The 20,862-nt window shown below is 68.9% G+C and carries 16 protein-coding genes and 1 pseudogene; 14 read left to right on the top strand and 3 right to left on the bottom strand.

The annotated features are described in order from the left end of the window. The first annotated feature begins 1 nt into the window (after window position 1). The 6 genes from ACZ4SA_RS31315 (at window position 2) to aroA (ending at window position 7,101) form a co-directional block, all read left to right on the top strand. Window positions 2-961 carry a D-2-hydroxyacid dehydrogenase family protein gene (locus tag ACZ4SA_RS31315; protein WP_468281200.1) on the top strand — a complete coding sequence of 320 codons (960 nt, stop codon included), beginning with the start codon at window positions 2-4 and terminating at the stop codon, window positions 959-961. Window positions 962-1,005: 44 nt separating this feature from the next. Then, window positions 1,006-2,361: an LLM class flavin-dependent oxidoreductase gene (locus tag ACZ4SA_RS31310; protein ID WP_468281199.1), complete on the top strand. Its 1,356-nt coding sequence runs from the start codon at window positions 1,006-1,008 to the stop codon at window positions 2,359-2,361. Further along, complete coding sequence (locus tag ACZ4SA_RS31305) at window positions 2,358-2,954, top strand: flavin reductase family protein (RefSeq protein WP_468281197.1); 597 nt, start codon at window positions 2,358-2,360, stop codon at window positions 2,952-2,954. Before ACZ4SA_RS31310 ends, ACZ4SA_RS31305 begins: the two co-directional genes overlap by 4 nt. A 3-nt stretch (window positions 2,955-2,957) precedes the next feature. Continuing rightward, a complete protein-coding gene (locus tag ACZ4SA_RS31300) occupies window positions 2,958-4,190 on the top strand; it encodes an ATP-grasp domain-containing protein (protein WP_468281195.1) in 1,233 nt (410 codons plus the stop codon). A 278-nt stretch (window positions 4,191-4,468) separates the two neighbouring features. Continuing rightward, a complete protein-coding gene (locus tag ACZ4SA_RS31295) occupies window positions 4,469-5,767 on the top strand; it encodes a 3-phosphoshikimate 1-carboxyvinyltransferase (RefSeq protein ID WP_468281193.1) in 1,299 nt (432 codons plus the stop codon). Window positions 5,768-5,787: 20 nt separating this feature from the next. Beyond that, window positions 5,788-7,101: a 3-phosphoshikimate 1-carboxyvinyltransferase gene (gene aroA / locus ACZ4SA_RS31290; protein WP_468281191.1), complete on the top strand. Its 1,314-nt coding sequence runs from the start codon at window positions 5,788-5,790 to the stop codon at window positions 7,099-7,101. Window positions 7,102-7,594: 493 nt separating this feature from the next. Here the strand turns inward: aroA and ACZ4SA_RS31285 are convergent, their stop codons facing one another. Next, window positions 7,595-8,581 (bottom strand): Bug family tripartite tricarboxylate transporter substrate binding protein, encoded by a 987-nt coding sequence (locus ACZ4SA_RS31285; RefSeq protein ID WP_468281189.1) that lies wholly within the window; start codon window positions 8,579-8,581, stop codon window positions 7,595-7,597. 249 nt (window positions 8,582-8,830) lie between these two features. Here ACZ4SA_RS31285 and ACZ4SA_RS31280 point away from each other — a divergent pair, with 249 nt between their 5' ends. From ACZ4SA_RS31280 to ACZ4SA_RS31245, 8 genes and pseudogenes are all read left to right on the top strand, one after another. Beyond that, window positions 8,831-10,408, top strand: a complete 1,578-nt coding sequence (locus ACZ4SA_RS31280) for a sensor histidine kinase (protein WP_468281187.1) — start codon at window positions 8,831-8,833, stop codon at window positions 10,406-10,408. A gap of 552 nt (window positions 10,409-10,960) precedes the next feature. Beyond that, window positions 10,961-12,082, top strand: a complete 1,122-nt coding sequence (locus tag ACZ4SA_RS31275) for an ATP-grasp domain-containing protein (RefSeq protein ID WP_468281186.1) — start codon at window positions 10,961-10,963, stop codon at window positions 12,080-12,082. An 818-nt stretch (window positions 12,083-12,900) separates the two neighbouring features. Further along, complete coding sequence (locus ACZ4SA_RS31270) at window positions 12,901-13,578, top strand: response regulator (RefSeq protein WP_468281183.1); 678 nt, start codon at window positions 12,901-12,903, stop codon at window positions 13,576-13,578. Further along, window positions 13,578-14,489: a hypothetical protein gene (locus tag ACZ4SA_RS31265; RefSeq protein ID WP_468281182.1), complete on the top strand. Its 912-nt coding sequence runs from the start codon at window positions 13,578-13,580 to the stop codon at window positions 14,487-14,489. Before ACZ4SA_RS31270 ends, ACZ4SA_RS31265 begins: the two co-directional genes overlap by 1 nt. A gap of 87 nt (window positions 14,490-14,576) precedes the next feature. Next, window positions 14,577-15,866, top strand: a complete 1,290-nt coding sequence (locus ACZ4SA_RS31260; protein ID WP_468281180.1) for an MFS transporter — start codon at window positions 14,577-14,579, stop codon at window positions 15,864-15,866. Further along, the gene (locus ACZ4SA_RS31255) at window positions 15,863-18,511 is read left to right on the top strand and encodes a YCF48-related protein (RefSeq protein WP_468281178.1); all 2,649 of its coding nucleotides are present in this window, start codon (window positions 15,863-15,865) and stop codon (window positions 18,509-18,511) included. Before ACZ4SA_RS31260 ends, ACZ4SA_RS31255 begins: the two co-directional genes overlap by 4 nt. Window positions 18,512-18,560: 49 nt before the next feature. Next, window positions 18,561-19,175 carry an RraA family protein gene (locus ACZ4SA_RS31250; RefSeq protein WP_468281176.1) on the top strand — a complete coding sequence of 205 codons (615 nt, stop codon included), beginning with the start codon at window positions 18,561-18,563 and terminating at the stop codon, window positions 19,173-19,175. Window positions 19,176-19,421: 246 nt separating this feature from the next. Beyond that, window positions 19,422-19,535, top strand: a pseudogene (locus ACZ4SA_RS31245) (IS5 family transposase); the annotation flags it as partial. A gap of 54 nt (window positions 19,536-19,589) precedes the next feature. Here ACZ4SA_RS31245 and ACZ4SA_RS31240 read toward each other — a convergent pair. Continuing rightward, window positions 19,590-20,027: a cytidine deaminase family protein gene (locus ACZ4SA_RS31240; RefSeq protein WP_468281174.1), complete on the bottom strand. Its 438-nt coding sequence runs from the start codon at window positions 20,025-20,027 to the stop codon at window positions 19,590-19,592. A 21-nt stretch (window positions 20,028-20,048) separates the two neighbouring features. After that, window positions 20,049-20,862 (bottom strand): transposase (locus ACZ4SA_RS31235; RefSeq protein ID WP_468281172.1); only part of this gene is annotated, 814 nt, incomplete at its 5' end.

Below are 20,862 nucleotides of genomic sequence, written 5' to 3'. Positions count from 1 at the left end.
CATGCGGCTTCGCTGCGCCGTGCTCGACGACTACCAGAACATCGCTACCACCGTGACCGACTGGGGCCCCGTCCAGGACCGGGTGGAAGTCGTCACCTTCACCAAGCACTTCTCCACCGAGGACGAACTGGCCTCCACACTCGCGGACTTCGACTTCGTCGTGACGCTGAGGGAGCGCATCCCGTTCCCGGCCACCCTGCTCGACCGCCTCCCACGGCTCAAACTGCTCGTCGCCTCGGGCATGCGTAACTCGGTCATCGACTACGCGGCCGCCGAGCGCAACTCGGTCACGGTGTGCGGTACTCGAAGCTCCTCGACCCCACCCGTGGAGTTGACCTGGGCGCTCCTGCTCGGCCTCGCCCGCGGCATCGTCACCGAGAACAACGCCCTGGTCGCGGGGGGCCCCTGGCAGTCCACCGTCGGAGCTGATCTGCACGGCCGCCGTCTCGGCCTGCTCGGCCTGGGAAAGATCGGCAGCCAGGTGGCCCGCGTCGGCCTCGCCTTCGGCATGGATGTGACGGCATGGAGCCAGAACCTCACCGCGGAACGTGCGACCGAGGTCGGCGTGCGACTGGCTCCATCGAAGGAGGAGTTGCTGCGCAGCAGTGACTTCGTCTCGCTCCACCTCGTGCTCGGCGAACGCACCCGCGGCATGATCGGCGCCGCCGAACTGGCGCTGCTCAAGCCGACCGCGTATCTCGTCAACACGTCGCGCTCAGCCCTGGTCGACCAGGGCGCCCTGCTGGCCGCGCTGCACGAGGGCCGGATCGCCGGCGCCGGCGTCGACGTCTTCGACATCGAGCCGCTGCCCGCGGAGCACCCCATGCGCACCGCACCCCGCCTGCTGGCCACCCCGCACCTCGGCTACGTCTCGCAGGACAACTACCGCACCTACTACGGCCAAGCCGTTGAGGACATCCAGGCATACCTGGCCGGTGCGCCGGTACGCCGCCTCGGCTGATTCCGGGGCCCCGGCGCCCGATCACTCTCGTTTGGAGAATACCGGTGAGCAGCCCGCAGCGCCGCAAGATGAAGCTCGGCGCCTTCCTGCCCGCGCCCGGCCACCATGTCGCCGCCTGGCGCCATCCCGAGGCCCGCCCTGACGGAGGCCTCGACTTCGAGTACTACCGCTCACTGGTGCAGACCGCTGAGCGTGGCAAGTTCGACATGGTCTTCCTGTCCGACGGCGCCGGCGTGCGCACCAGGTACAGGAACGCCGACGAGCTCAGCCGGCAGGGCCGCATGGTCCACTTCGAGCCGATCACGCTGCTCTCCGCGCTCGCCGTGCACACCACCCGCATTGGCCTGACGGCGACCTCCTCGACCACCTACAACGAACCCTTCACCGTGGCCCGGCAGTTCGCGTCGCTCGACCACCTCAGTTCGGGTCGGTCCGGCTGGAACGTCGTCACCTCCGCCACCGACGCGGAGGCGCGCAACTACAACCTGGACAAGCAGCCCGAGCACGCGGCCCGCTATCACCGTGCACGCGAGTTCATGGAGGTCGTGACCGGCCTCTGGGACAGCTGGGAGGACGACGCCTTCCTCTACGACAAGGAATCGGGCCGCTTCTTCGACCCACAGAAGTTGCACATCCTGGGCCACGAAGGCGAGCACTTCTCGGTGCGAGGCCCGCTCAACGTGGCCCGCCCGCCGCAGGGCTACCCGGTAGTCGTCCAGGCCGGCTCCTCACCGGACGGTCAGGACTTCGCCGCCCGCTGGGCCGAGGTCGTCTTCACCGTGCAGCAGTCTCTGGACCAGGCACAGGTCTACTACCGCGGTATGAAGAAGCGAATCGCCGACTACGGCCGCGACCCGGACGACGTCAAGATCCTGCCTGGTGTCTTCATCGTCGTGGGCCGCACCCGGGGCGAGGCCGAGGACAGGTACGAGACCCTGCAGTCGCTGGTCGACCCGGTCGTCGGCCTCGGCATGCTCTCGTACCAGCTCGGCATGGTCGATCTCTCCGGTCACCCGCTGGACGGCCCGCTGCCCGTGATCCCCGCGACGGAGGGCAGCACGGGCAAGCAGCAGACGATCTACGAGCAGGCAAGACGGGAGGGTCTCACCATTCGTGAGCTGTACCTGGCCGTGGCCGCCGGCCGTGGCCACCGCTTCTTGCTGGGTACCCCCGAGACGATCGCGGACCAGATGGAGGAGTGGTTCGCGAACGACGCGGCCGACGGCTTCAACATCATGCCGGACTACCATCCCGGCGGCCTCACCGCGATAGTCGACCTGCTGGTGCCTGAGCTGCAGCGTCGCGGACTCTTCCGGACCGAGTACGAGGGCACGACGCTCCGGCAGAACCTGGGCCTGCCGCGGCCAGGGTGCGGGGCAGCCGCCGGGACCGCTCGGTGAGCGTCGACCGGCTCGGTCCCGGCCTCGCGACGGACCGCGCGGTGGCAGCCGGCGGCACGAGGGGGAACGCGGCCGGCGAGACGGTCTCCGACGGCCTCGGCACCGTCGGCGGGACGGAGCTGCGGGGCGTGCTGCGCGCACATGCCACCGGTGTCGCAGTGCTGACCGCCGCCGACCGCGACGGGCCCATGGGGGTGACGCTCACCTCCTTCACCTCGGTCAGTGCCGGGCCGGCTCTGGTCTCCGTCACGCTCGCCGACACATCGACCACCTGGGTTCGGATCAAGGACTGTGACTGGTTCGGCATCCAGATACTCGGAGCGCACCAGGTGGATCTGGCCCGGCGTTTCGCGGGACCGCGCGACCGGTTCGCACCGCCGACCCTCTGGCAGCCCGGCCCGCACGGGGTGCCACTGCTCGACGACTGTCTGAGCTGGTTGCTCTGTTCCCCGTACCGGCAGCTAAGGCTGGGTGACCATCATCTGCTGGTGGGTGCCGTGGAGACCGTGAGGCACGGAGCGCCCGGCGACAGCCTGGTGCATCTGCACGGGGACCTGCGGCCCGTTACCGCTCCCGCTCCATCGAGGACGTGAACCATGCCCAAGACCCTGCTGCTCTCCCGCCAGCCCCTTGCCACCCGTCCGCTGCACGACTGGCTGGAGGGCACCGCGGACGACATCGTCCTGCTCACGACTCCCAAGGCGGTGGCCGGTGCGGAAGACGCCTTGGCCGAACACTTCCCCAGGCACCGCCTGGTGAACGACTACCACGGCTGGTCCACAGAGCAGGCCGCTGAGGAGGCGGCCCGCGCGCACGGGGTCGACCTCGTCGCCAGCACCAGTGAGAGTGATGTGCTGCGGGCGGCCCGGCTGAGGGCCCGCCTCGGGCTACCGGGCCAGGACGTCGCGTCCGCGACCGCGTACCGGGACAAGGTCGTCATGAAGCGGACGGCGCGGGCGGCCGGCATCGGCGTTCCCCCGTTCGCCCCCGTCGAGTGTCCCGCGGACCTGCTGGAGTTCATCGAGGACTGGGGCTTCCCCGTGGTGGTGAAGCCGCGCCTGGGCGCAGGGGCGAAGGGGATGGCGATCCTGCGCGGTCCGGCGGAGGTCACGGCGTTCCTGGATCGCGAACACACCTCCGAGGTCCCGTACCTGCCTGGTCAATGGATGGTCGAAGGTTTCGTCACGGCGGACTTCTTCCACGTCGACGGCATCATGCGGGACGGCCGGATCGTGCACGCGTGGCCTTCCGCGTACCTGGGCAGCCCTGGTCGGCGTGTGCACGACAAAGCCCCTCTCGGGAGCGTGCTGCTGGCCCCCGACGACCCCCGCACGGCGTTGCTGCGGCGCATGACGCAGGACGTCGTCGCGGCCCTTCCCGCCGCTCCCCACCCGCTCGCATTCCACTTGGAGGCGTGGATCCGTCCCGACGGCGAACCGGTGCTCTGCGAGATCGCCAGCCGCGCGGGCGGCGCGCTGATCGGGAAGGCGTACGAGCGCGCCTTCGGTGTCCTGCTGGCGCGCGAGGGCCTGCGCGGGCAGTGCGGCCTGCCGCTGGAGTTGACGGCGCAGCCGACCGCCCCTTCGGCCCCTCTCGGCTGGGCCCTCCTGCCCTACGGCTCAGGCGAGTTCGTACCTCCTTCCGACTCCTGTCCGGTACCCGGGGCGGAGGTCTCGCTGCTCTCCGAAGCCGACAGACGGCGCGGCGGCGTGGGGCCCGTCGAGGATCCGTCGGCCACGGTCTTCGTCGAGGCGGAGTCGGCCGAATCGGTCCGGAAACTGCTGGAGGAGACGATGCGCTGGTGGTGCCGGAACGCCGAGTCGCAGTAGCTGCCCGTCCCCACGACCCGGCAGGCATACGGCTAGCCCTCGGCGATTTCAGCGTCTTCGGCGCCATCTCCTGCACACGTCCACGTCCACATCCTGGGCGCAGGCCGTGACCTCCCGGCCCGCGTCCGCGCCGCTGCACCCGAACGCGTCGCACGCCCGACAGCAGCGGGCCAAGCGGCGGACGACCGACCCGCAGACCCCACAGCATCTCCCAGACCGCGTGTGCCCGCACCCGATGCGGGACGCGCTCGCGATCGCTGCCACCCTTTGGAGCTCCGATGCCCTTCCAAACGCTGACTTCCCTGCGCGGCCCGGTGCGCATTCCCACATCCAAGCCCCATACGCAGCGCGCCCTGCTCATGGCCGCGCTTGCCGACGGCACGTCGACGATCCGCAGGCCGAACGTCTGCTCGGAGTCGATCCTGTTGCGGGAAGCCGTCACATCACTCGGCGCCCGGATCACCGACCAGGACGGTGATCTCGTCGTGCAGGGCGTGTCGGGCAAGCCCCGCAGACCGAAGTCGGTCCTGCACGCCGCGGGGTCCGGCTTCGCCCTGCGCCACCTGTTGCCGATCGCCGCTCTCGCGGAAGCACCGTGCGTGCTGACCGGTGACCGCAGACTCGCCGGCCGGCCGATCCGGCCGCTCCTGGAGGCACTCGCGGCGCTGGGCGGTCGAGCCGAGTCCGCCGGCCCTGAGCTCGTCCTGCCCCTCGTCACCTGGAGCCATGGCATCACCGGCGGCTGGGTGGAGGTTCCGGCGGCCGAGACCTCGCAGTTCGTGAGTGCGCTGATGCTCGCCGCGCCGTACGCCGCCGACGCCGTCAGCCTCCACCTGCCGGGGAAGATCGTCAGCCATCACTACATCCGCATGACCGTCGAGATGATGACTCGCTTCGGCGCCGGCGTGCGCGCAACCGAAGACCTGCAAACGATCGACATCCAGCCAGGGGGCTACCAGGCACGAGACACCCTGATCGGGCCGGACGTCACCTCGCTGTTCTATTTCATCGCTGCCGCAGTCATCGTCGACACGGACATTCTCGTCGAGGACGTCGTGCTCGGCCAGGACGCGTTCCTCGACTCGGTGGTGGAACTGGGCCGGAGCCTCGGGGTGCTGCTCGAGCAGAAGGGGAGCGCGCTGCGCATAGCCTCGGGCGCGCCGCCGTCCGAGCAGGTGGTGATCGATGCCTCCGACATCCCCACCCTGGTGCCTGCGTTGGCTGCGGCCGCGTCCAGCCTGCCTCACGGAATGCTGGTGCGAAACGCCCGCCACCTGCAGCACCACAAGACGAGTCGGCTGGAGATCGTCATCGCGGAACTGGCCAGGACGGGTCGCGTGCTGCGGCCGCTTCACCGGGACGGCGAGCTCGACGGTTTCGAGACCGACCGAGTGGAGTCGGCCACAGCGGTTGAGGTCGACAGCCATGGCGATCACCGCAACTTCATGGCGCTGTGCCTGGCGTCGATGGCTGTCGACACCCCTGTCCACGTCCTGGGCGCGGAGACCCTGAGCACCTCGTTCGCCGACTTCGAGGACCGCTTCCGGGCGTTGGCCGGCACGCTCGCCCACGCCTGACCCGATTCGAAAGGAACACAGTGACCACACCATCGCTCATCCGCATCGCCCCGGGGTCCCCGCTGACTGGCGACGTCACACCGCCCGGTGCCAAGAGCGGCACCGTACGGGCTCTGCTCTGCGGCACCCTGGCATCCGGAACCACCACCATCGCCAACGCCGGATCCGGTGACAACATCCGTGCCATGGCCGCGGCTTGCCGGCTTCTCGGCGCCAGGGTCGAGGAGGTCGACGCGCGGACCTGGCGTGTGCACGGTGTCGACCACCAGCTGCCCGAGCGTGCCGAACTCGACGCGGGCAACTCCGGGATCGTGCTGCGTCTCCTCACCGCCATCGGCGCGACCATGGAGCATTGCTCGGTAGGCACCCGCGTCCTCGACTCCCTGGGTCGTCGGGGCAACCACGAAATCATCCACGCGCTCCGCGCGTTCGGCGCCGATGCCTCAGGACGCGGCACCGAGGCACGCCCGCCGCTGATCGTCGGACGCGGCAAGGGACTGCGCGGTGGAACGATCCCGGTGTCCGGACGGCGCAGCTCCCAGTTCCTGTCCGGTCTGCTCTTCCTGGCTCCTCTGGTCGGCGAGGACGTGCACCTCGAGGTGTCCGACGAGCTGAGTTCGACCCCCATGGTGGCCACCACCATCGACGCGCTGTCCCGAGCGGACGTGAAGGTGGAGGTCGCTCCCGACTGGCAGTCGTACCGGATCGCGAGCGGGCAGCGCTACCGCCCGTCCCACCACCCCGTCGCCAGCGACGCCTCCAGCGTCGCCGGCATCCTGGCCGCTGCGGCGGCCGTGCCCGGATCACGGACCCGGGTCAGCGGCTTCCAGGGCAACGATCTCGGTACCGCGGCCATGATCGAGACCCTCGGCACGATGGGTGTGCGGATCGACCGGGACGGCGAGGACCTGGTCTGCCACGGTGCCGACGAAGTGCTGCCGATCGAGATGGACGGTTCGGCGTGCCCGGACAGCATCCTTCCTATGGCCGCACTCGCCTGCTTCGCCGACGGGACGAGTGTCTTCTCCAACGTGGAGACGCTTCGTTTCAAGGAATGCGACCGGATCACCGACTTCTGCCACGAACTCGCCGCGGCCGGCGTCAAGGTCGAGGAGCGACGTGACGCGATCATCATTCATGGAAACGGGACGGTGTCCGGCGGCACCGAGGTCTTCGGCCACCACGACCACAGCGTGATCATGGCCATGGCCGTGGTGGCGCTCCGCAGCCGTGAGGGACTCGCTGTCCGTGGCTGGGACTCCGTCGCGCAGACCTACCGTGGATTCTTCGACGACCTGCGCGCGCTGGGCGCCTCGGTCGAAGAACAGGCGTGACTCCGGCATCGCCGCTGCGACGGTCCGCGCCTGACTCCGCTTCCGGGAAAAGGGGAAGCTGAAAGGGCCTGGCACCGGATCCCGAGTGGTCCCAGGCGGAAGCCGGAGACGCGGAAGCGCGGAAGGCTGCGTCTGGAGCCAGTGGTCGTCGTCGCGGGCGAGGAGCCGGCGGAACACGGGAGAGCCGCCGGCCTGCTCGACCGACGGTCGCCGACGGTGTCCCGCTGTGTGGTGCAGGGATAAGCGCGGACGAAAGCGCGGGTTCCGCTCCCTCACGTGCGCCGTCGGCCGGTGTCCGCGCCCTGCCGAAACGGCGGACCACCGTGCACCCTCTGCCGGGACCGGGCAGACCCGGCAGGGTGCACGGTGGCCCTGTCCCCGTCCCTGTCCACGTCGGCCGCCTGCTCGGCGTCACAGCGTTCGTCGGACGGTCCGGAACCCGGCTCGACCCCTGGCCTCGAAGGTCCCGCAGACCGGGGCGGGCCCTGCGGGGTCAGACCTGTGTCCGGACAGCGCGAGACTCCTCACACGGCAGCCCGATCCTCCCGAGCACCGACTCGACCCGCTCGGTCTGCCGCCGAATGAAGACGCCGAATTCGTCACCGGCCAGAAACGTGTCGTGCCAGCCATTGCGTCTCAGCGCGGCTCTCCACTGCCGCGAACGGTGCATCTCGGTGTAGACGTCGACCAGTTCCTGCCTTTCGGCGTCGCTGATCCCCGGAGGCGCCACCACGCCGCGCCAGTTCCGGACCTCGACGTCGACACCCGCTTCCCTCAGGGTCGGCGCATCCACACCCTCGAGCCGTTCCGGACCGGTCACCGCCAGGACCCGCAGTCGGCCGGCCCGGACCTGGTCGATGTGCTCGCTGACGCCGGACATACCGAAGGTGACCTTCGCGCCGAGCACCGACGCGAGCAAGGGGCCGCCACCGTCGAACGGCGCGTACTCGACCCTCCTCGGCTCAAGGCCGACGGCCTGGGCCATGAGCATGGACGCGAGGTGGTCCGGGCCGCCCGGGGAGGAACCGCCGCCGACCACGATGTCGTCCGGTGCGGCCTTCCAGTCCTCGATCAGCTGGCCGAGCTCCGTGTACGGGGAGTCGTCGGGGACCACGATGATGTCGGGTTCCTCCAGCAGGAGGGCGATCGGAGTCGTGTCGGCCAGCGTGACCCGCGAGGAGTGGGCGCAGACGCTGCCGACGACTCCCTGGCCCATCTGCATGGCGAGCTTGCCGTTGCCCTTCTCCGCGACCAGCCGGCCGAGACCGACCGTGCCACCGGCGCCCGGGAGGTTGAACACCTCGACCGAATGTCCGGCATCCCGCATCGCGGCCACAGACGTACGCGCCGTGACGTCGTATCCGCCACCGGGGTTGTTCGGCACCATGATGCGCAGCCCGGTCGCCGCGCCCTCCGAGTCTCCCGTGCCATCGGCGCCCCATGTACCCAGCGCTGCGACCGCAGCCAGCGTGGCTGCCATGGCGAGCAGCTTCGATCGGAACGCGGGACCGCGGCGCGCTCTTGGCGGAGCCGTCACCCTGCGCTCCTGTCCCCCTGAAGTCACTTTTTGATGTTGCGGCACCGCATCTCCCCCTGTTCTCTATTGCATCAGCAGGGTACGTGCCCGCTGGTTCTTGACCGCGGGAGTTATTCCACATGTACGTCGCACTGCGGCCGGGCGGGCGACAAGGGGGGAAGAGGTGTGTGGAACGTGGGCGGGAAGGTGTCTTTGGCACGTCAACTCCTGGTGTTCCAGCTGCTGATCGTGCTGGCCGTGCTGACTGCCGTCGTCGTGATCTGCCTGGAACAGGCCGATCGGACGATCCGTGCTGCCGAGTCCCGCCGGATGCTGGGCATCGCCGAGGACGTGGCGGCAGACCCGAGTGTGGGAGAACTGCTCGCCGACCCGGGACAGCATGCGAGCCTGGCTCCCCTGGCAGCCAGGGCGCAGATGCTGTCGGGGGCGAACGCGGTGGCCATCGCCAAGGCGGACGGCAGGGTGCTCGCTTCCTCGGACCCGGATCGCATCGGCAGGCAGATACGCCTCGGACGGTCAACCGTGACCGAGGGACACGCCTGGGTCGGGCGCATCGACGACTCGGTCGTCGCGCAGGTCCCGGTGATCTCGGCGCGGACCCAGCGCGTCAGCGGGTACGTTGCTGTGGAGCAGGCTCCGCCCAGCGTCCCGCAGATCCTGGCCGGCGCCTTCCCGGAACTGCCGGTCCTGATCGGCATCGCCAGCGTGCTCGGTGTCACGGGATCCATGTGCCTGGCGTGGTGGGTGAAGAAGCATACCCTCGGGCTCGAACCCGCCGAGATCACCGGATGCGTCGAGTACCAGCGAGCCATGCTGCACGGAATACGGGAGGGCGTCCTGGGCCTCGACCAGCAGCATGAGATCACCATGATCAACGAAACGGCCAGGGCACTGCTGACACTGCCCGAGAGCGTGATCGGCCGCTCGGTGCACACCCTCGGCCTGAACGAGCGTCTGGTCGAGGTGCTGACCGGGACGACCACCGGGTGCGACCAGATCGCCCTGCGCGGCAACAGGGTGCTGGTCCTGAACCGGATACCGATCACCCGCGGCGTACGGGAACTGGGAGCGGTCGTCACCCTGCACGACCGCACCGAAGTGGCGCGACTGAAGGATCAGCTCGACGTCAGCCAGACCACCACCGACGCCCTGCGCACTCAGGCACACGAGTTCGGCAATCGGCTGCACACCATTGCCGGGCTGATAAGACTCGGCGAGTACGACGAGGTCTGCCGCTACGTCAACAGGGTGTCCGCGAGTCGCGCACAGTGGCAGGCCGAGGTGACCGCGAAGATCGCCGATGCCACAGTGTCCGCGCTGCTCCTCGCGAAGTACAGCCTCGCGGCGGAACACGCCGTCGATCTGCGACTGTCCGAGGCGTGCTGCCTGGGGCCCGTCGACGGCCACATGGCCGCCGACCTGGTGACAGTCCTCGGCAACCTGGTGGACAACGCCTTGGACGCGCTGCGCGGGCACAACACAAACGGGGCGGGCTGGATCGAGGTCGACCTGACCGAGGTGGACGGGGCCGCGCGTGTCGTGGTGAGTGACTCCGGGCCCGGACTCGCACCCGAGATCGCCGAGGAGGTGTTCCGGTACGGATTCACGACCAAGGCCGCGGAACAGGGTAGGCAGCGTGGGCTGGGTCTCGCCATCACTTTGCAGACATGCGTCCGTCGTGGCGGCACGGTCGAGGTGCACAACGCGGACGGCGCCGTGTTCACCGCGATGCTGCCGATGAGCCCCGAGCTTGCCGATTGTCCTCGCTGAGCTCCGAACTTCCTGATCGATGCGAGGCGTGCGGCCGTCCTGCCGGCGGCACGGCGCTGTGCCCGGTGCTCGCGGGCGAGCAGAACGCCTCGTTCTTGCGAAAATGGTATTAACGGGTTCAGTGCTCAGAACCGCCTCCCCGCCAGACGTCGTTACTAGCGTCGTCCGAGTCCAGCCACCAATGAGTGCGGAGCGACATGACAGCACCGGACCCGCGCCTGGGTGCCGGCTTCTTCCACCACCCCCACGTCATGCCCGGCCGCATCCTCTGACCACCGGCCGCCGCGACCACACCTACGACGAGGCCACACCTACGACGAGGCCACCATCACCGCACGCCGGTGGGCCGTCCCGCTTGGAGGACGCGCCGGTGCCGGACGCGACGGACCTCGCCGAAGGTTCGAGAACCGCAGTACTGCGCCATTCGCAACCTAACGCCAGCTTTCCTCGAGACTGTTCGACCGACAGTGCCTGTCGAGCAGAAGTGATTCTGAGGCCGTGTGAGGAGTCAGAGCAATGACTTTGGTTTGTCTGGGTTACCGGGGCGGCTTTGTGGCGGCCGCCCGTAAACGAGATGTCCCGCTGCATTTCGTGGTCGACAAGGTGAGGCCGGAATTGGCCGGGAATCAGTTCACACTGGTCAGCGACCTGGGCGATGCTCAGCAGGTGCTCAGGGCTGTCCGGGAGGCCGTACCCAAGTCCGACGGGGCAGTTACCGGGAACGAGCGCGCCGTGTTCTCGGCCAATGTGCTGCGCCTGGCTTTCGGCCTTCCCGCGGCATCCGACTTCGAGGCGGTCATACGGTTCCGTGACAAGCGGGTGCAGAAATCCCTGCTCGGGGCGGAGGTGAGGCGTGCCATGTGCCGCTATGTGTCGAGTGATGACACTTATGCCACGCTGTGCAGCGATCTGGGGGCGAGATTCGTCCTGAAGCCGGCGGACGGCTACGGCGCGAGAGCGACCATGCCGATCAGCTCGCCCGCGGAACTCGAGGACTACCGGCGGAACAATCCGACGAGCGGTGACGTCGACCTGGTGGGCGAGTCGTACGTTCAGGGCGAGGAGTTCCACGTCGACGGCGTTTGGATGCGCGGATCGGCAACCTGGATGACCGTCTCGCGCTACACCACGTCAAATCTGAGCTGGCTGGAAGGCTACGCTCCCGGCAGCGCGCCGCTCGCGGGGCAGCAATCGCCGCTCGACGACGCGGCGCGGGCCATGACGCTGCGTGTGATGTCCGACCTGGCGGCACCCGACTGTGTCTTCCACCTTGAGGGCTATGTGAGCGAGGACGGCACCGTGACCTTCGGTGAAGTCGGCTCACGACCCGGTGGCCCTCTGATTCCGGAGACGCTGGAGCGCACCTACGGTATCGACCTCTACGGTGCGGCCATCGATATCGCGCTCGGGCGCGAACCGGCCGTGCCGCCGAGCGAGCGCGTCGCGTCGCCTGTCTACGGCTGCGCTCTCCTCACACGTCACCCCGAGGACGCCGTCACCGAGAGCGACCTGCGAGCACGGTTCGGTCTGGACGAGTGCCACTACCCGCCCCCGGACAAGGGACGGAGGAAGGTGTACGGCCATTGGGGACACGCCTATGTCCGCGGTGCCGACCACGCCTCGGTGGTGGCGTCGATGCGAGCCGTCGCCGCCTACGCCGGAGGCCATGAATGACGACTCGAGCCATGACGTGCGACCACTGGTGATCAGGCAGGAATTCGCTGTCCGGTCTGCGGGTCCCGCTGGATGACGGGATGCGGCGGGTCGAGGAGGTCACGCCGCTCGACGGTCGCACCGGCGCCGCCGCCGGCCGGCGGTCGAAGTGGAGCAGCCGCGCACGGGCGCGACTTCGCCGCCGGCGGCACCAGGCAGCGCATCAGCACGGCAGTTCACGAGCATGGCCTGACGGTCGGCCTCGCAGGGGCGAAGCCGCCTTCTTGTGCGCGAGTCCAATCAGTGAGATTCTTCCCCCCGATCTTGATGAACGCCCAAGACCTGGGGTGAACGGACCGATCTGACAGCAATGAGGCCGAAGTTACTCATCGTGACCCGCAATGCAACGGCAGTTGTCCTGAGCCCGCAAGCCGCGCTGCAGGACGCCCCGGGAGTTCAGCACTTCGCTGACGCCGATATCCTGCTGCAGGTCCTGCGCGGCATGCCGGACAATCGGCAGAATCAGGGGAAATCACCTCGGCGCGCAGATCGTCGGTCCAAGCCCGGTGCCGCCTCGGGCGGGTACACCGCCCGCCGAGGTCGGTGGAATCATGAAGAGGGCCGTCGGCCGCCCGGTGCGCGGCCACATCGTCGGGAAGCGTCTCTTCGCATCGGACCGCGGGGTGAAGCTACGAGGCGGCAGTCGCAATTTTCGCTCGGGACGGCGGCGCCGCATGCGCCGTCGCGGATGGGGGCCGTCTCCGAGCGCTTTCGAACTCGGCCGGTCAGAGGAGCGCTGGGCCGGCGCATGCAGTGTCAGGTGGCTTTGGGGGGGCCCAATGATCGATTTACTTGTTGTGGACGACGACTTCTACGTGGCGAAGATCAATGCCCATTACGCATCGCAAGTCACCGGCTTCCGTGTCGCCGGCATCGCGCACAGCGCCGGCCCGGCTCTGGCGGCCGTCGAGCGTGGTGGCATCGACCTGATCCTTCTTGACCAGCATCTGCCGCACGAGAGCGGGCTGTCATTCACCCGGAGACTCCGGCACCTGGGGCATGACATCGACGTCATCATGATCACGGCGGACCGTCGTCCCGAACTGGTGCGTGAGGCCCTCCGGGCCGGCATCCTGCACTACCTTGTCAAGCCCTTCACCTCCGACGCCCTGAGCAACAAGCTGAAGGCGTACGCCCAGTTGCGCGGCACCCTTGGCGAAACCAGGGAGATGGACCAGGCCAGTATCGACCTGACCCTGGGCGCGCTGCGCACCCCGGAAGCCGAGCACGTCGCGCCCAAGGGCTATTCGGCACGCACCGCCGACCTGGTTTCGCGCACTGTCGCGGAGCAGGGCCCTGGCCGGCAGGTGTCCGCTCAAGAGGTGTCCGAGCTGGCGCGGATCAGCAGGTCCACCGCTCAGCGGTACCTCAAGTTCCTCGCCGAGAGCGGCAAGTTACAGTTGACCCTCCGGTACGGCGACAGCGGGCGGCCCGAGCACCTGTACTCGGGTGTCTGATGGAGGCGTACGACAGCGGTCTTCACGCCTGGCTCCGGCAGTACGTCGTGGCAACGGAGCGGCTGCCGCTCTTCTCCTTCCTCGTCGGGCTGCTCACCGCCTTCGTCGGCATCCGGATCAGCGTTCGGCTCATCCGTGCGAAGACCCGGTGGTGGCCCGGAAACGTGCGGTGGGGTGGGCTCCACATCCACCATGCGGTCTTCGGCGTGGTCCTCATGGTGGTCGCGGGCATCGCCGGACTCGCGACGCCGGACGAGGCGGCAGGCCGGCGCATCGTCGCCGCATTGGTGTTCGGGATCGGCACCGGGCTCGTCCTGGATGAGTTCGCCCTGATCCTGTACCTGGAGGACGTGTACTGGACCGAGCGCGGCCGCACCTCCATCGACGCGATCTTCGCCGCTGTGGCCCTGAGCGCCATGGTGCTCATGGGGCTGCACCCGCTCGGCCTTGCCGACTGGGGGCCCGTTGGCGCAGAGGTGAACGGCGCGTGCTTCGTCGTCGTAGTGGTCGGCTCGCTCCTTCTCGCCGTGGTCACTCTGCTCAAGGGCAAGACCTGGACCGGACTGGTCGGGGTCTTCTGCCCGCCGCTGCTGGTCGTCGGCGCGCTGCGGCTCAGCCGGCCCCAGGCGCCCTGGGCGCGCTGGTGGTACAGCTCCCGGCGCCCGGACAAGCAGGAACGCGCGGACGTGCGGGAACGAAGGCTTCGGGTGCCGTTGATGGCCGCCAAGGTACGCGTGCAGGAGCTGTTCGCCGGACGGCACGACCTGCCGGACACCCGCGAGAAGCCGGCGCGAAGCGCTGTGCCCTGCTCGGCCTGCCCACACAGGGTTGCCCGCCCCCGTGGCCCGGCCGAGGTGTCCGCCGGCGGCACGGCACTTGGATTTGCGAGAGAAACACGTTTTCCGCAGTGAAGTCGATTTACGCCCACAACGGAGGCACGCTCCCGACCGTGACCTAGCCTCACGACAGGCCTCGGTGATGAGACAGGAAACCAATCGGTGCTGACACGTATTCTCCCTCCGCCCGGCCCCGCACGGATGCTCATCTTCATCACCATGGTGATGAGCCTGGGGCAGGGACTGTGGATAGCCATCAACGCGATCTACGCGGTGACGGTGATCCGCCTCACGCCGGGTCAACTCGGCGTTAGCCTGGGCATTACGGCCGCTCTCGTTCTCATATCCAGCGTCCCGCTCGGTCATCTGGTCGACCGGGCGGGGCCGCGCACGATTCAGTTGTGGTCGTTCCTGTCGCTGGCCCCGCTGACCGGGGTGCTGCTGTTCGTGCAGGGCTTCTGGTCGTACCTGCTTGTCACATCCGTCCAAGGGCTCGCCTACCGTGCGGGAAACAACGCCAGGAAGGCGATGATCGCGGCCCGTGTACCCGCGGGCGACCGGGCCCGGATCAGGGCCGTCATCCGGGCCGCCCTCAACGTGGCCCTGGCAGTCGGCGCGTGTCTCGCCGGCCTGACCCTCGCCTGGGGTGAACGCGTCGGCTACCAGAGCGCCATCCTCCTCACCGCGCTGTGCTTCCTCGTCACCGGTCTGCTCACGTTGAAGGAGGCGCCGGTGCCGCCGGTGCCCGCGGCGGCCGGTGCGGCCTTCGCCGTGTTCCGCGACGTGCCGTTCCTGCTGTTCACCGCCGTGGACGGCCTGTTGAGCACGCATGGCCTGTTGCTCGACATCGTGCTACCGCTCTGGATCATCCATCACACGGATGCCCCGCGGTGGATGAGTGCGGTGCTCCTGCTCATCAACACCGCTTTCGTGGTGGCCTTCCAGGTCAGGGCAGCCCGAGGCACCGACGACCTCAAGTCCGCCTCCTGGGCGAGCCTCCAGGGCGGGGGATGTGTGGCCGCCGCCTGTCTGCTGTTCGCCATGACCGGCGGGGCCGGACTGTTCATGGCCTGCGTCCTGCTGACCGTGGGCGCCCTGATACACGCGCTGGGCGAGATCCGGCACGCGGCGGGCAGTTGGACCATCACGTACGACCTGGCGCCCGACCACGCCCAGGGCCAGTACCAAGGCGCCTACAAGATGGGCGTCGATATCGGCAAGATGTTCGCGCCCGCCCTGTTCGCCTGGCTGGTCATCGGTCACGGCGCGACCGGCTGGATAGTCCTGGCCGTCTCGTACGCCGTGCTGGGCGCGGCTGTGCCGGCGGTCGTCGCCCGCGGAGCGCGCAGCCGAGCCACCGCCAAGGCAGCGGCCGGCGGGGTGACGTCCGGTCGACCGTCCGTATGTGACCTCCCACCACCACCCCATCATCGCAGCGAGGTTCAACCATGACCTGCACCATCGCACCCCGGAGCGTCAACCTCCAAGGCGTTTGCCTGGTCGACGAGAAACACGGATGGGCCGTCGGTGACGGAGGGATGGTCCTCGCGACCGACGACGGGGGCCTGAGCTGGCGATCCCAGTGCGGCACCGACAAGGATCTCCGCGCGGTCTGCTTCGCCGATACCCAACGCGGCTGGATAGCAGGCCGGGACGGTGTCATCCTGCACACCGTCGACGGTGGCCGGAACTGGGAACCCCGCGAGACGGGCACCGACCGGAACCTGTACGGCATCTCCTTCGATTCCGCCGGCCGCACCGGCTGGGCCGTCGGCGACAGCGGCACCATCCTCGCTTCCTTCGACGGCGGACTGAGCTGGCAGACGCAGAAGTCCGACGAGACCCACTTCACCCGCTGCTTCACGCTGGACGCCAGGACTGCCTGGGTCATCGGCAAACGCGGCGCCATCCACGCCACCACCGACGCGGGCGCGACCTGGGTCCTCCAGCCAAGCGGCGTCGACGTGGACCTGCGCGGCATCTACGCGGTCTCTCCGGAACTGTGCTGGGCCGCCGGCCGCATGGGCACGGTCCTGCGGTCCGAGGACGGGGGAACCACCTGGACCAAGGTGGACAGCGAAACCGGCCTCGATCTGTACGGCCTGTGGGCGGCGCCCGACGGCCGCGAGGTGAGGGCGTCGGGTGATGACGGCGTCATCGTCGCCTCGCACGACGGTGGTCGCACCTGGCGCCGGCAGTCCAGTGGCACGGTCAAGGACGTCGTTTCGCTGGCGTTCACCCAGGACACCCGCCACGGCTGGATGGTCGGCGACTGCGGTCTCATCCTTGCTACCACGGACGGCGGCGATACCTGGACCCCGCAGCTCAGCGGCATCCACCAGGACCTGGTCGGTCTGTGCGGCACGGGCTCCGGCCGCTGGGCGGTCGGCCGGGAAGGCCTCCTCGCGGTCACCAGGGACGGCGGTGTCTCATGGCAGTTGGGCGACACCGGTACCGGTGCACAGCTGTGGGACGTCAGCTTCCCCGCCGAGGGGCGGCGCGGCTGGGCAGTCGGCGACGCGGGCCTGGTCCTGATCACCGAGGACGGCGGTGACTCCTGGCGCAGCCAGGACACCCCCACGGAAGCCCCGCTGCTGAGTGTCCACTTCGAGGCCGAACGCGGTTGGGCGGTCGGCGCGGCCGGCACGGTCATGGCCACAGACGATGCGGGCAGCACCTGGCGACTGATGGACAAGGCCACCGAGCTACCGCTGCTGGCAGTTCACTTCGCACCGGGCGGTACTCACGGCTGGGCCGTCGGCCTCGCGGGCACGATCCTCGCGACCGACGACGCCGGCGTCACCTGGCAGATGCAGGATGCCGCAACCCGGAACACCTTGACACACGTCCACGCCTGCGGCAGGACGGCACAGATCGTCGGCCGCAACGGCACCATACTGACCACGAAGGACGGCGGCGTCACCTGGGAGCCGCGCGTCACCGGTACCGAGGCCAGCCTCTGGGGCGTCACGTGCACCTCCTCCGGCGAGCGGGGCTGGGCGGTCGGCGACGGCGGGACGGTACTCGCGACCGCGGACGGCGGCGGCACCTGGTCGCTCCAGGAGAGCGGTGTCGTCGACAACCTGAAGGCCGTGTGGGCACAGCCGGACGGTGCACGGGTCTACGCGGTCGGCGACGGCGGCGTTGTGATCGCCACCGAGGACCACGGCGCAACGTGGTCCTCGCACATCGCCGCCACGGGCCGGAACCTGTACGGCGTCCACATCTTCCCCGGCGGGCAGGACGGTTGGGTGGTGGGCGACGGCGGCACGGTACTGGCCACCCGTGCCGGCCGTCGCTGGACGCCGCAGCCCAGTGGCACGACCGCGAACCTCTACTCCCTGTCACCGGTCGACCACACCACCGCCTGGGCCGTCGGCCGGGGCGGCACCGTCCTGGTCACACGAGACGCCGGAGCCTCCTGGCAGCGGCAGCCCAGCGGCACCATCAAGGACCTGCTCGAAGTCCACGTGCGCCCCGACGCCCGCACCGGCTGGGCCGTCGGCAGCCGCGGCACCATCCTTGGCACCCGGGACGGCGGCACCACGTGGCAGTCCCAGCCCGGTCCGCACACCGGTTGCGCACTGTGGGCGTTGGACTTCGCCGACGACCGAACGGGCTGGGCCGTCGGCACCGGCGGCACGGTCTTCGCCACCCGGGACGGCGGCACCACCTGGCAGTCCCAGGACAGCGGCGGCGAGGACGATCTCATCGATGTCCACGCCGTCGACACCGCCACGGCCTGGGCCGTCGGACACCGCGGTACCGTGCTGCACACCAGGGACGGGGGCCGCACCTGGGAGCGCCGCCTGAGCCCCACCCGGCAGAACTTCACCGCCGTGCACTTCTCGCCCGACGGCCGGACCGGACATGTAGTCGGCCGCAGTGACACCGTCATGACCACGGCCGACGGCGGCACGACCTGGCAGGCCGGCTCCACAGGCACGGGAATGTCGCTTTGGAACGTGCGCGTCCTCTCGAACCGCGAGTCCTGGATCGTCGGCGACGAGGGCACCGTTCTGTCGAGTGCAGACGGCGGCGCCTCCTGGGATCGACACTTCTACAGCCCTGAGAAGGACACGGCAGCCCACTGGTGACCGGCCCACCCCGGAACCCCGGACCCTCGACACCCCTACAGAGGAAGCGATGAACAACACCTTCAAGGACATCCCTCCCACGACGCTCGCCGACCTGCTGGGCCGGAAGCAGGTGATGGACACCGGCATACGGCCGTTGTGGGACTCGCCGCGTGTCGCGGGACCCGCGTACACGGTGCGGTGCGAACCCGGCGACAACCTGATGCTGCACGCCGCGATCTACCGCGCGGAGCCAGGCTCGGTCATCGTCGTGGAATCGGGCGACGTCGATTACGCGCTGGCGGGCGGCAACGTGTGCGCGGTCGCGCAGCGCCGCGGCGTCGCGGCGTTCGTCGTTGACGGTGTCATACGCGACCTCGGCGAGGTGCGCGAGGCGGGCTTCCCGGTCTTCTCCCGCGGTGTCATCCCGATCCCGGGCACCAAGAAGAAGCTGGGCGCGCTCGGTGCGCCGGCTCGTGCGGGCGGTGTGCTGGTGCACCCTGGAGACATCGTGGTCGCCGACGAGGAGGGCATCGTCGTCACCCCCGCCGCCCGCCAGGAGGAGATCCTCGCGGCCGCTCGGGCGAAGCTCGCCAAGGAGGCCGAGCAGTCCCTCGACGCGTGGGAGGCGGACCACCGCGCCCGCATCGAGAAGGCGTTGCGCGACCAGGGCTTCGCCGACTGACGGAATCCCCTCGTGCACGGACCCCTCCGGCCGAGAGCTTTCGGCGGCGCCCCCGGGACGGCATCCCCGGTGGGCGCCGCTGTCGTCCGCCGGGTCACGAACCCGGCCGTCGGCCCGACGTAAGGTCCGGCGTACCGGTCACTGAGTACGGACATTTCAGCCGTAACAAACTCAGCTGGAGGCCGCCGCAATCCTGCACGATGTCGGCTACGCGCCTCGCCTGGCTGTCACGGGCTTCCGGCGGCAGGGCGGGACCCGGAGCCCACGGCCGCGGTGATCGACTCGCAGTCGGTGAAGGCGGACGCCGTGGTCGGCGCCTCCAGCCGGGGCTACGACGGCGGGAAGAAAATCAACGGCCGTTATCTTGAGCTAGTGCCGTGTCAGGCAACGTTTGCCCTGTAACCGCCTGGGGTGTCAGTTGGTGCTGAGTGGTGCGCTCTCCTCAGCGTCGAGCTGGTGGTCCGCCCAGACGTAGCTTTCGGGAAGCAGGTCGGTGACGGGCACCGTTCGGAGGCCGTCGTTTGTCCCGACGATGACCTTGAGGGCTGGGAAGTAGTCAAGAAGGACCTGGCGGCAGCGGCCACATGGGGGCACGACGCCTCGGTCGCGGTCGCCCACGGCGACGATGGTGTCCAGGTCATAGGCGCCTTGGGCGGCAGCAGTGCCGATGAGTACCAGCTCCGCGCAGGGGCCTCCGGTGAAGTGATAGGCGTTCACCGCAGTGACGATCTGGCCGTCCCGGGCTCGGGCCGCAGCCGCCATGGTGTGGTTATCGCCCCGGCACCGTGTGGCCGCGACGTCTGCCGCTGCGCGTATCAGTTCGTGGTCGATACGGTCGGTCTGTGTGGTCATCTTCTCTGCCTTCATGCGGTGTCAGGCGACGTTGGCCCTGTTCACGACGGCGCGCAGGCGCCGGTCGTCGGCGTGGCGGTTTCGCCAGATGATGTAGCGGCGGATCATGCTGCCCTGTTCCTTGTGGCTGGCGTGGTCGTTGCCGTCGAGGGTGAAGTAGCGCAGGGCGGTGAACTGAGCCTCGATGCGGTTGAGCCAGGAGCTGTTGGTCGGGGTGTAGGCGATCTCGACGTTGTTCGCAGCTGCCCAGGTGCCGACCCGCTGGCACCTCTTCGTGATCAGGTGTGGGGAGAAGTTGTCACAGACGATCGCGATACGGACCTCGGGCGGGTAGAGGGTTCGCAGGTAGCGGCAGAACTTTAAAAACTGAGTCCGCCTCTTGATGGGCTTGATGTGGCCGTAGAGCTTGTCCTTGGCCAGGTCCAGAGCGGCGAACAGATGGCGTACTCCTCCGTAGCGGTTGTAGGTGGCCCGCCGTCTGCGGCGGGGGTCGCGGTCGGGGTCCTTGTGCTTGCCCCCGCGTTCCGCCCACTGCCGGCCTGGGTGGGGCATCAGGTTAAGCGGCCCGAACTCGTCCACGCAGAAGACGACTTCGGGCTCGCCCTCTTCAGGTATGACCTCGCCGTCGGCGATCGCGTAGAGGTGTTCGACGCGGGCCTTCTTGGCCGCGTAGTCAGGGTCGCGGGAAGTCTTCCAGGTCTTCAGGCGTTGAAAGGAGACACCTTCCTCGCGGAGCAGGAGATGGTGTCCCGTGGAGTGGTGTAACGGATCTTGGCGGGGAAGTGCGCCGTTTCCGTGCCCTCGCGTGCATCGACTGCCGGTGAATGCTCCCTGA

Source organism: Streptomyces sp. NPDC027962, assembly GCF_055566095.1.
Note: the sequence above shows the minus strand (reverse complement) of the source record. Positions and strands in the feature narration are given on the sequence as shown.

Excerpts from the sequence above, each read along its gene's own strand:
- ACZ4SA_RS31315 (WP_468281200.1), top strand. The coding sequence starts at position 2 with ATGCGGCTTCGCTGCGCCGTGCTCGACGACTACCAGAACATCGCTACC.
- ACZ4SA_RS31300 (WP_468281195.1), top strand. The coding sequence starts at position 2,958 with ATGCCCAAGACCCTGCTGCTCTCCCGCCAGCCCCTTGCCACCCGTCCG.
- ACZ4SA_RS31295 (WP_468281193.1), top strand. The coding sequence starts at position 4,469 with ATGCCCTTCCAAACGCTGACTTCCCTGCGCGGCCCGGTGCGCATTCCC.
- ACZ4SA_RS31285 (WP_468281189.1), bottom strand. The coding sequence starts at position 8,581 with ATGGCAGCCACGCTGGCTGCGGTCGCAGCGCTGGGTACATGGGGCGCC.
- ACZ4SA_RS31270 (WP_468281183.1), top strand. The coding sequence starts at position 12,901 with ATGATCGATTTACTTGTTGTGGACGACGACTTCTACGTGGCGAAGATC.
- ACZ4SA_RS31265 (WP_468281182.1), top strand. The coding sequence starts at position 13,578 with ATGGAGGCGTACGACAGCGGTCTTCACGCCTGGCTCCGGCAGTACGTC.
- ACZ4SA_RS31255 (WP_468281178.1), top strand. The coding sequence starts at position 15,863 with ATGACCTGCACCATCGCACCCCGGAGCGTCAACCTCCAAGGCGTTTGC.
- ACZ4SA_RS31250 (WP_468281176.1), top strand. The coding sequence starts at position 18,561 with ATGAACAACACCTTCAAGGACATCCCTCCCACGACGCTCGCCGACCTG.
- ACZ4SA_RS31240 (WP_468281174.1), bottom strand. The coding sequence starts at position 20,027 with ATGACCACACAGACCGACCGTATCGACCACGAACTGATACGCGCAGCG.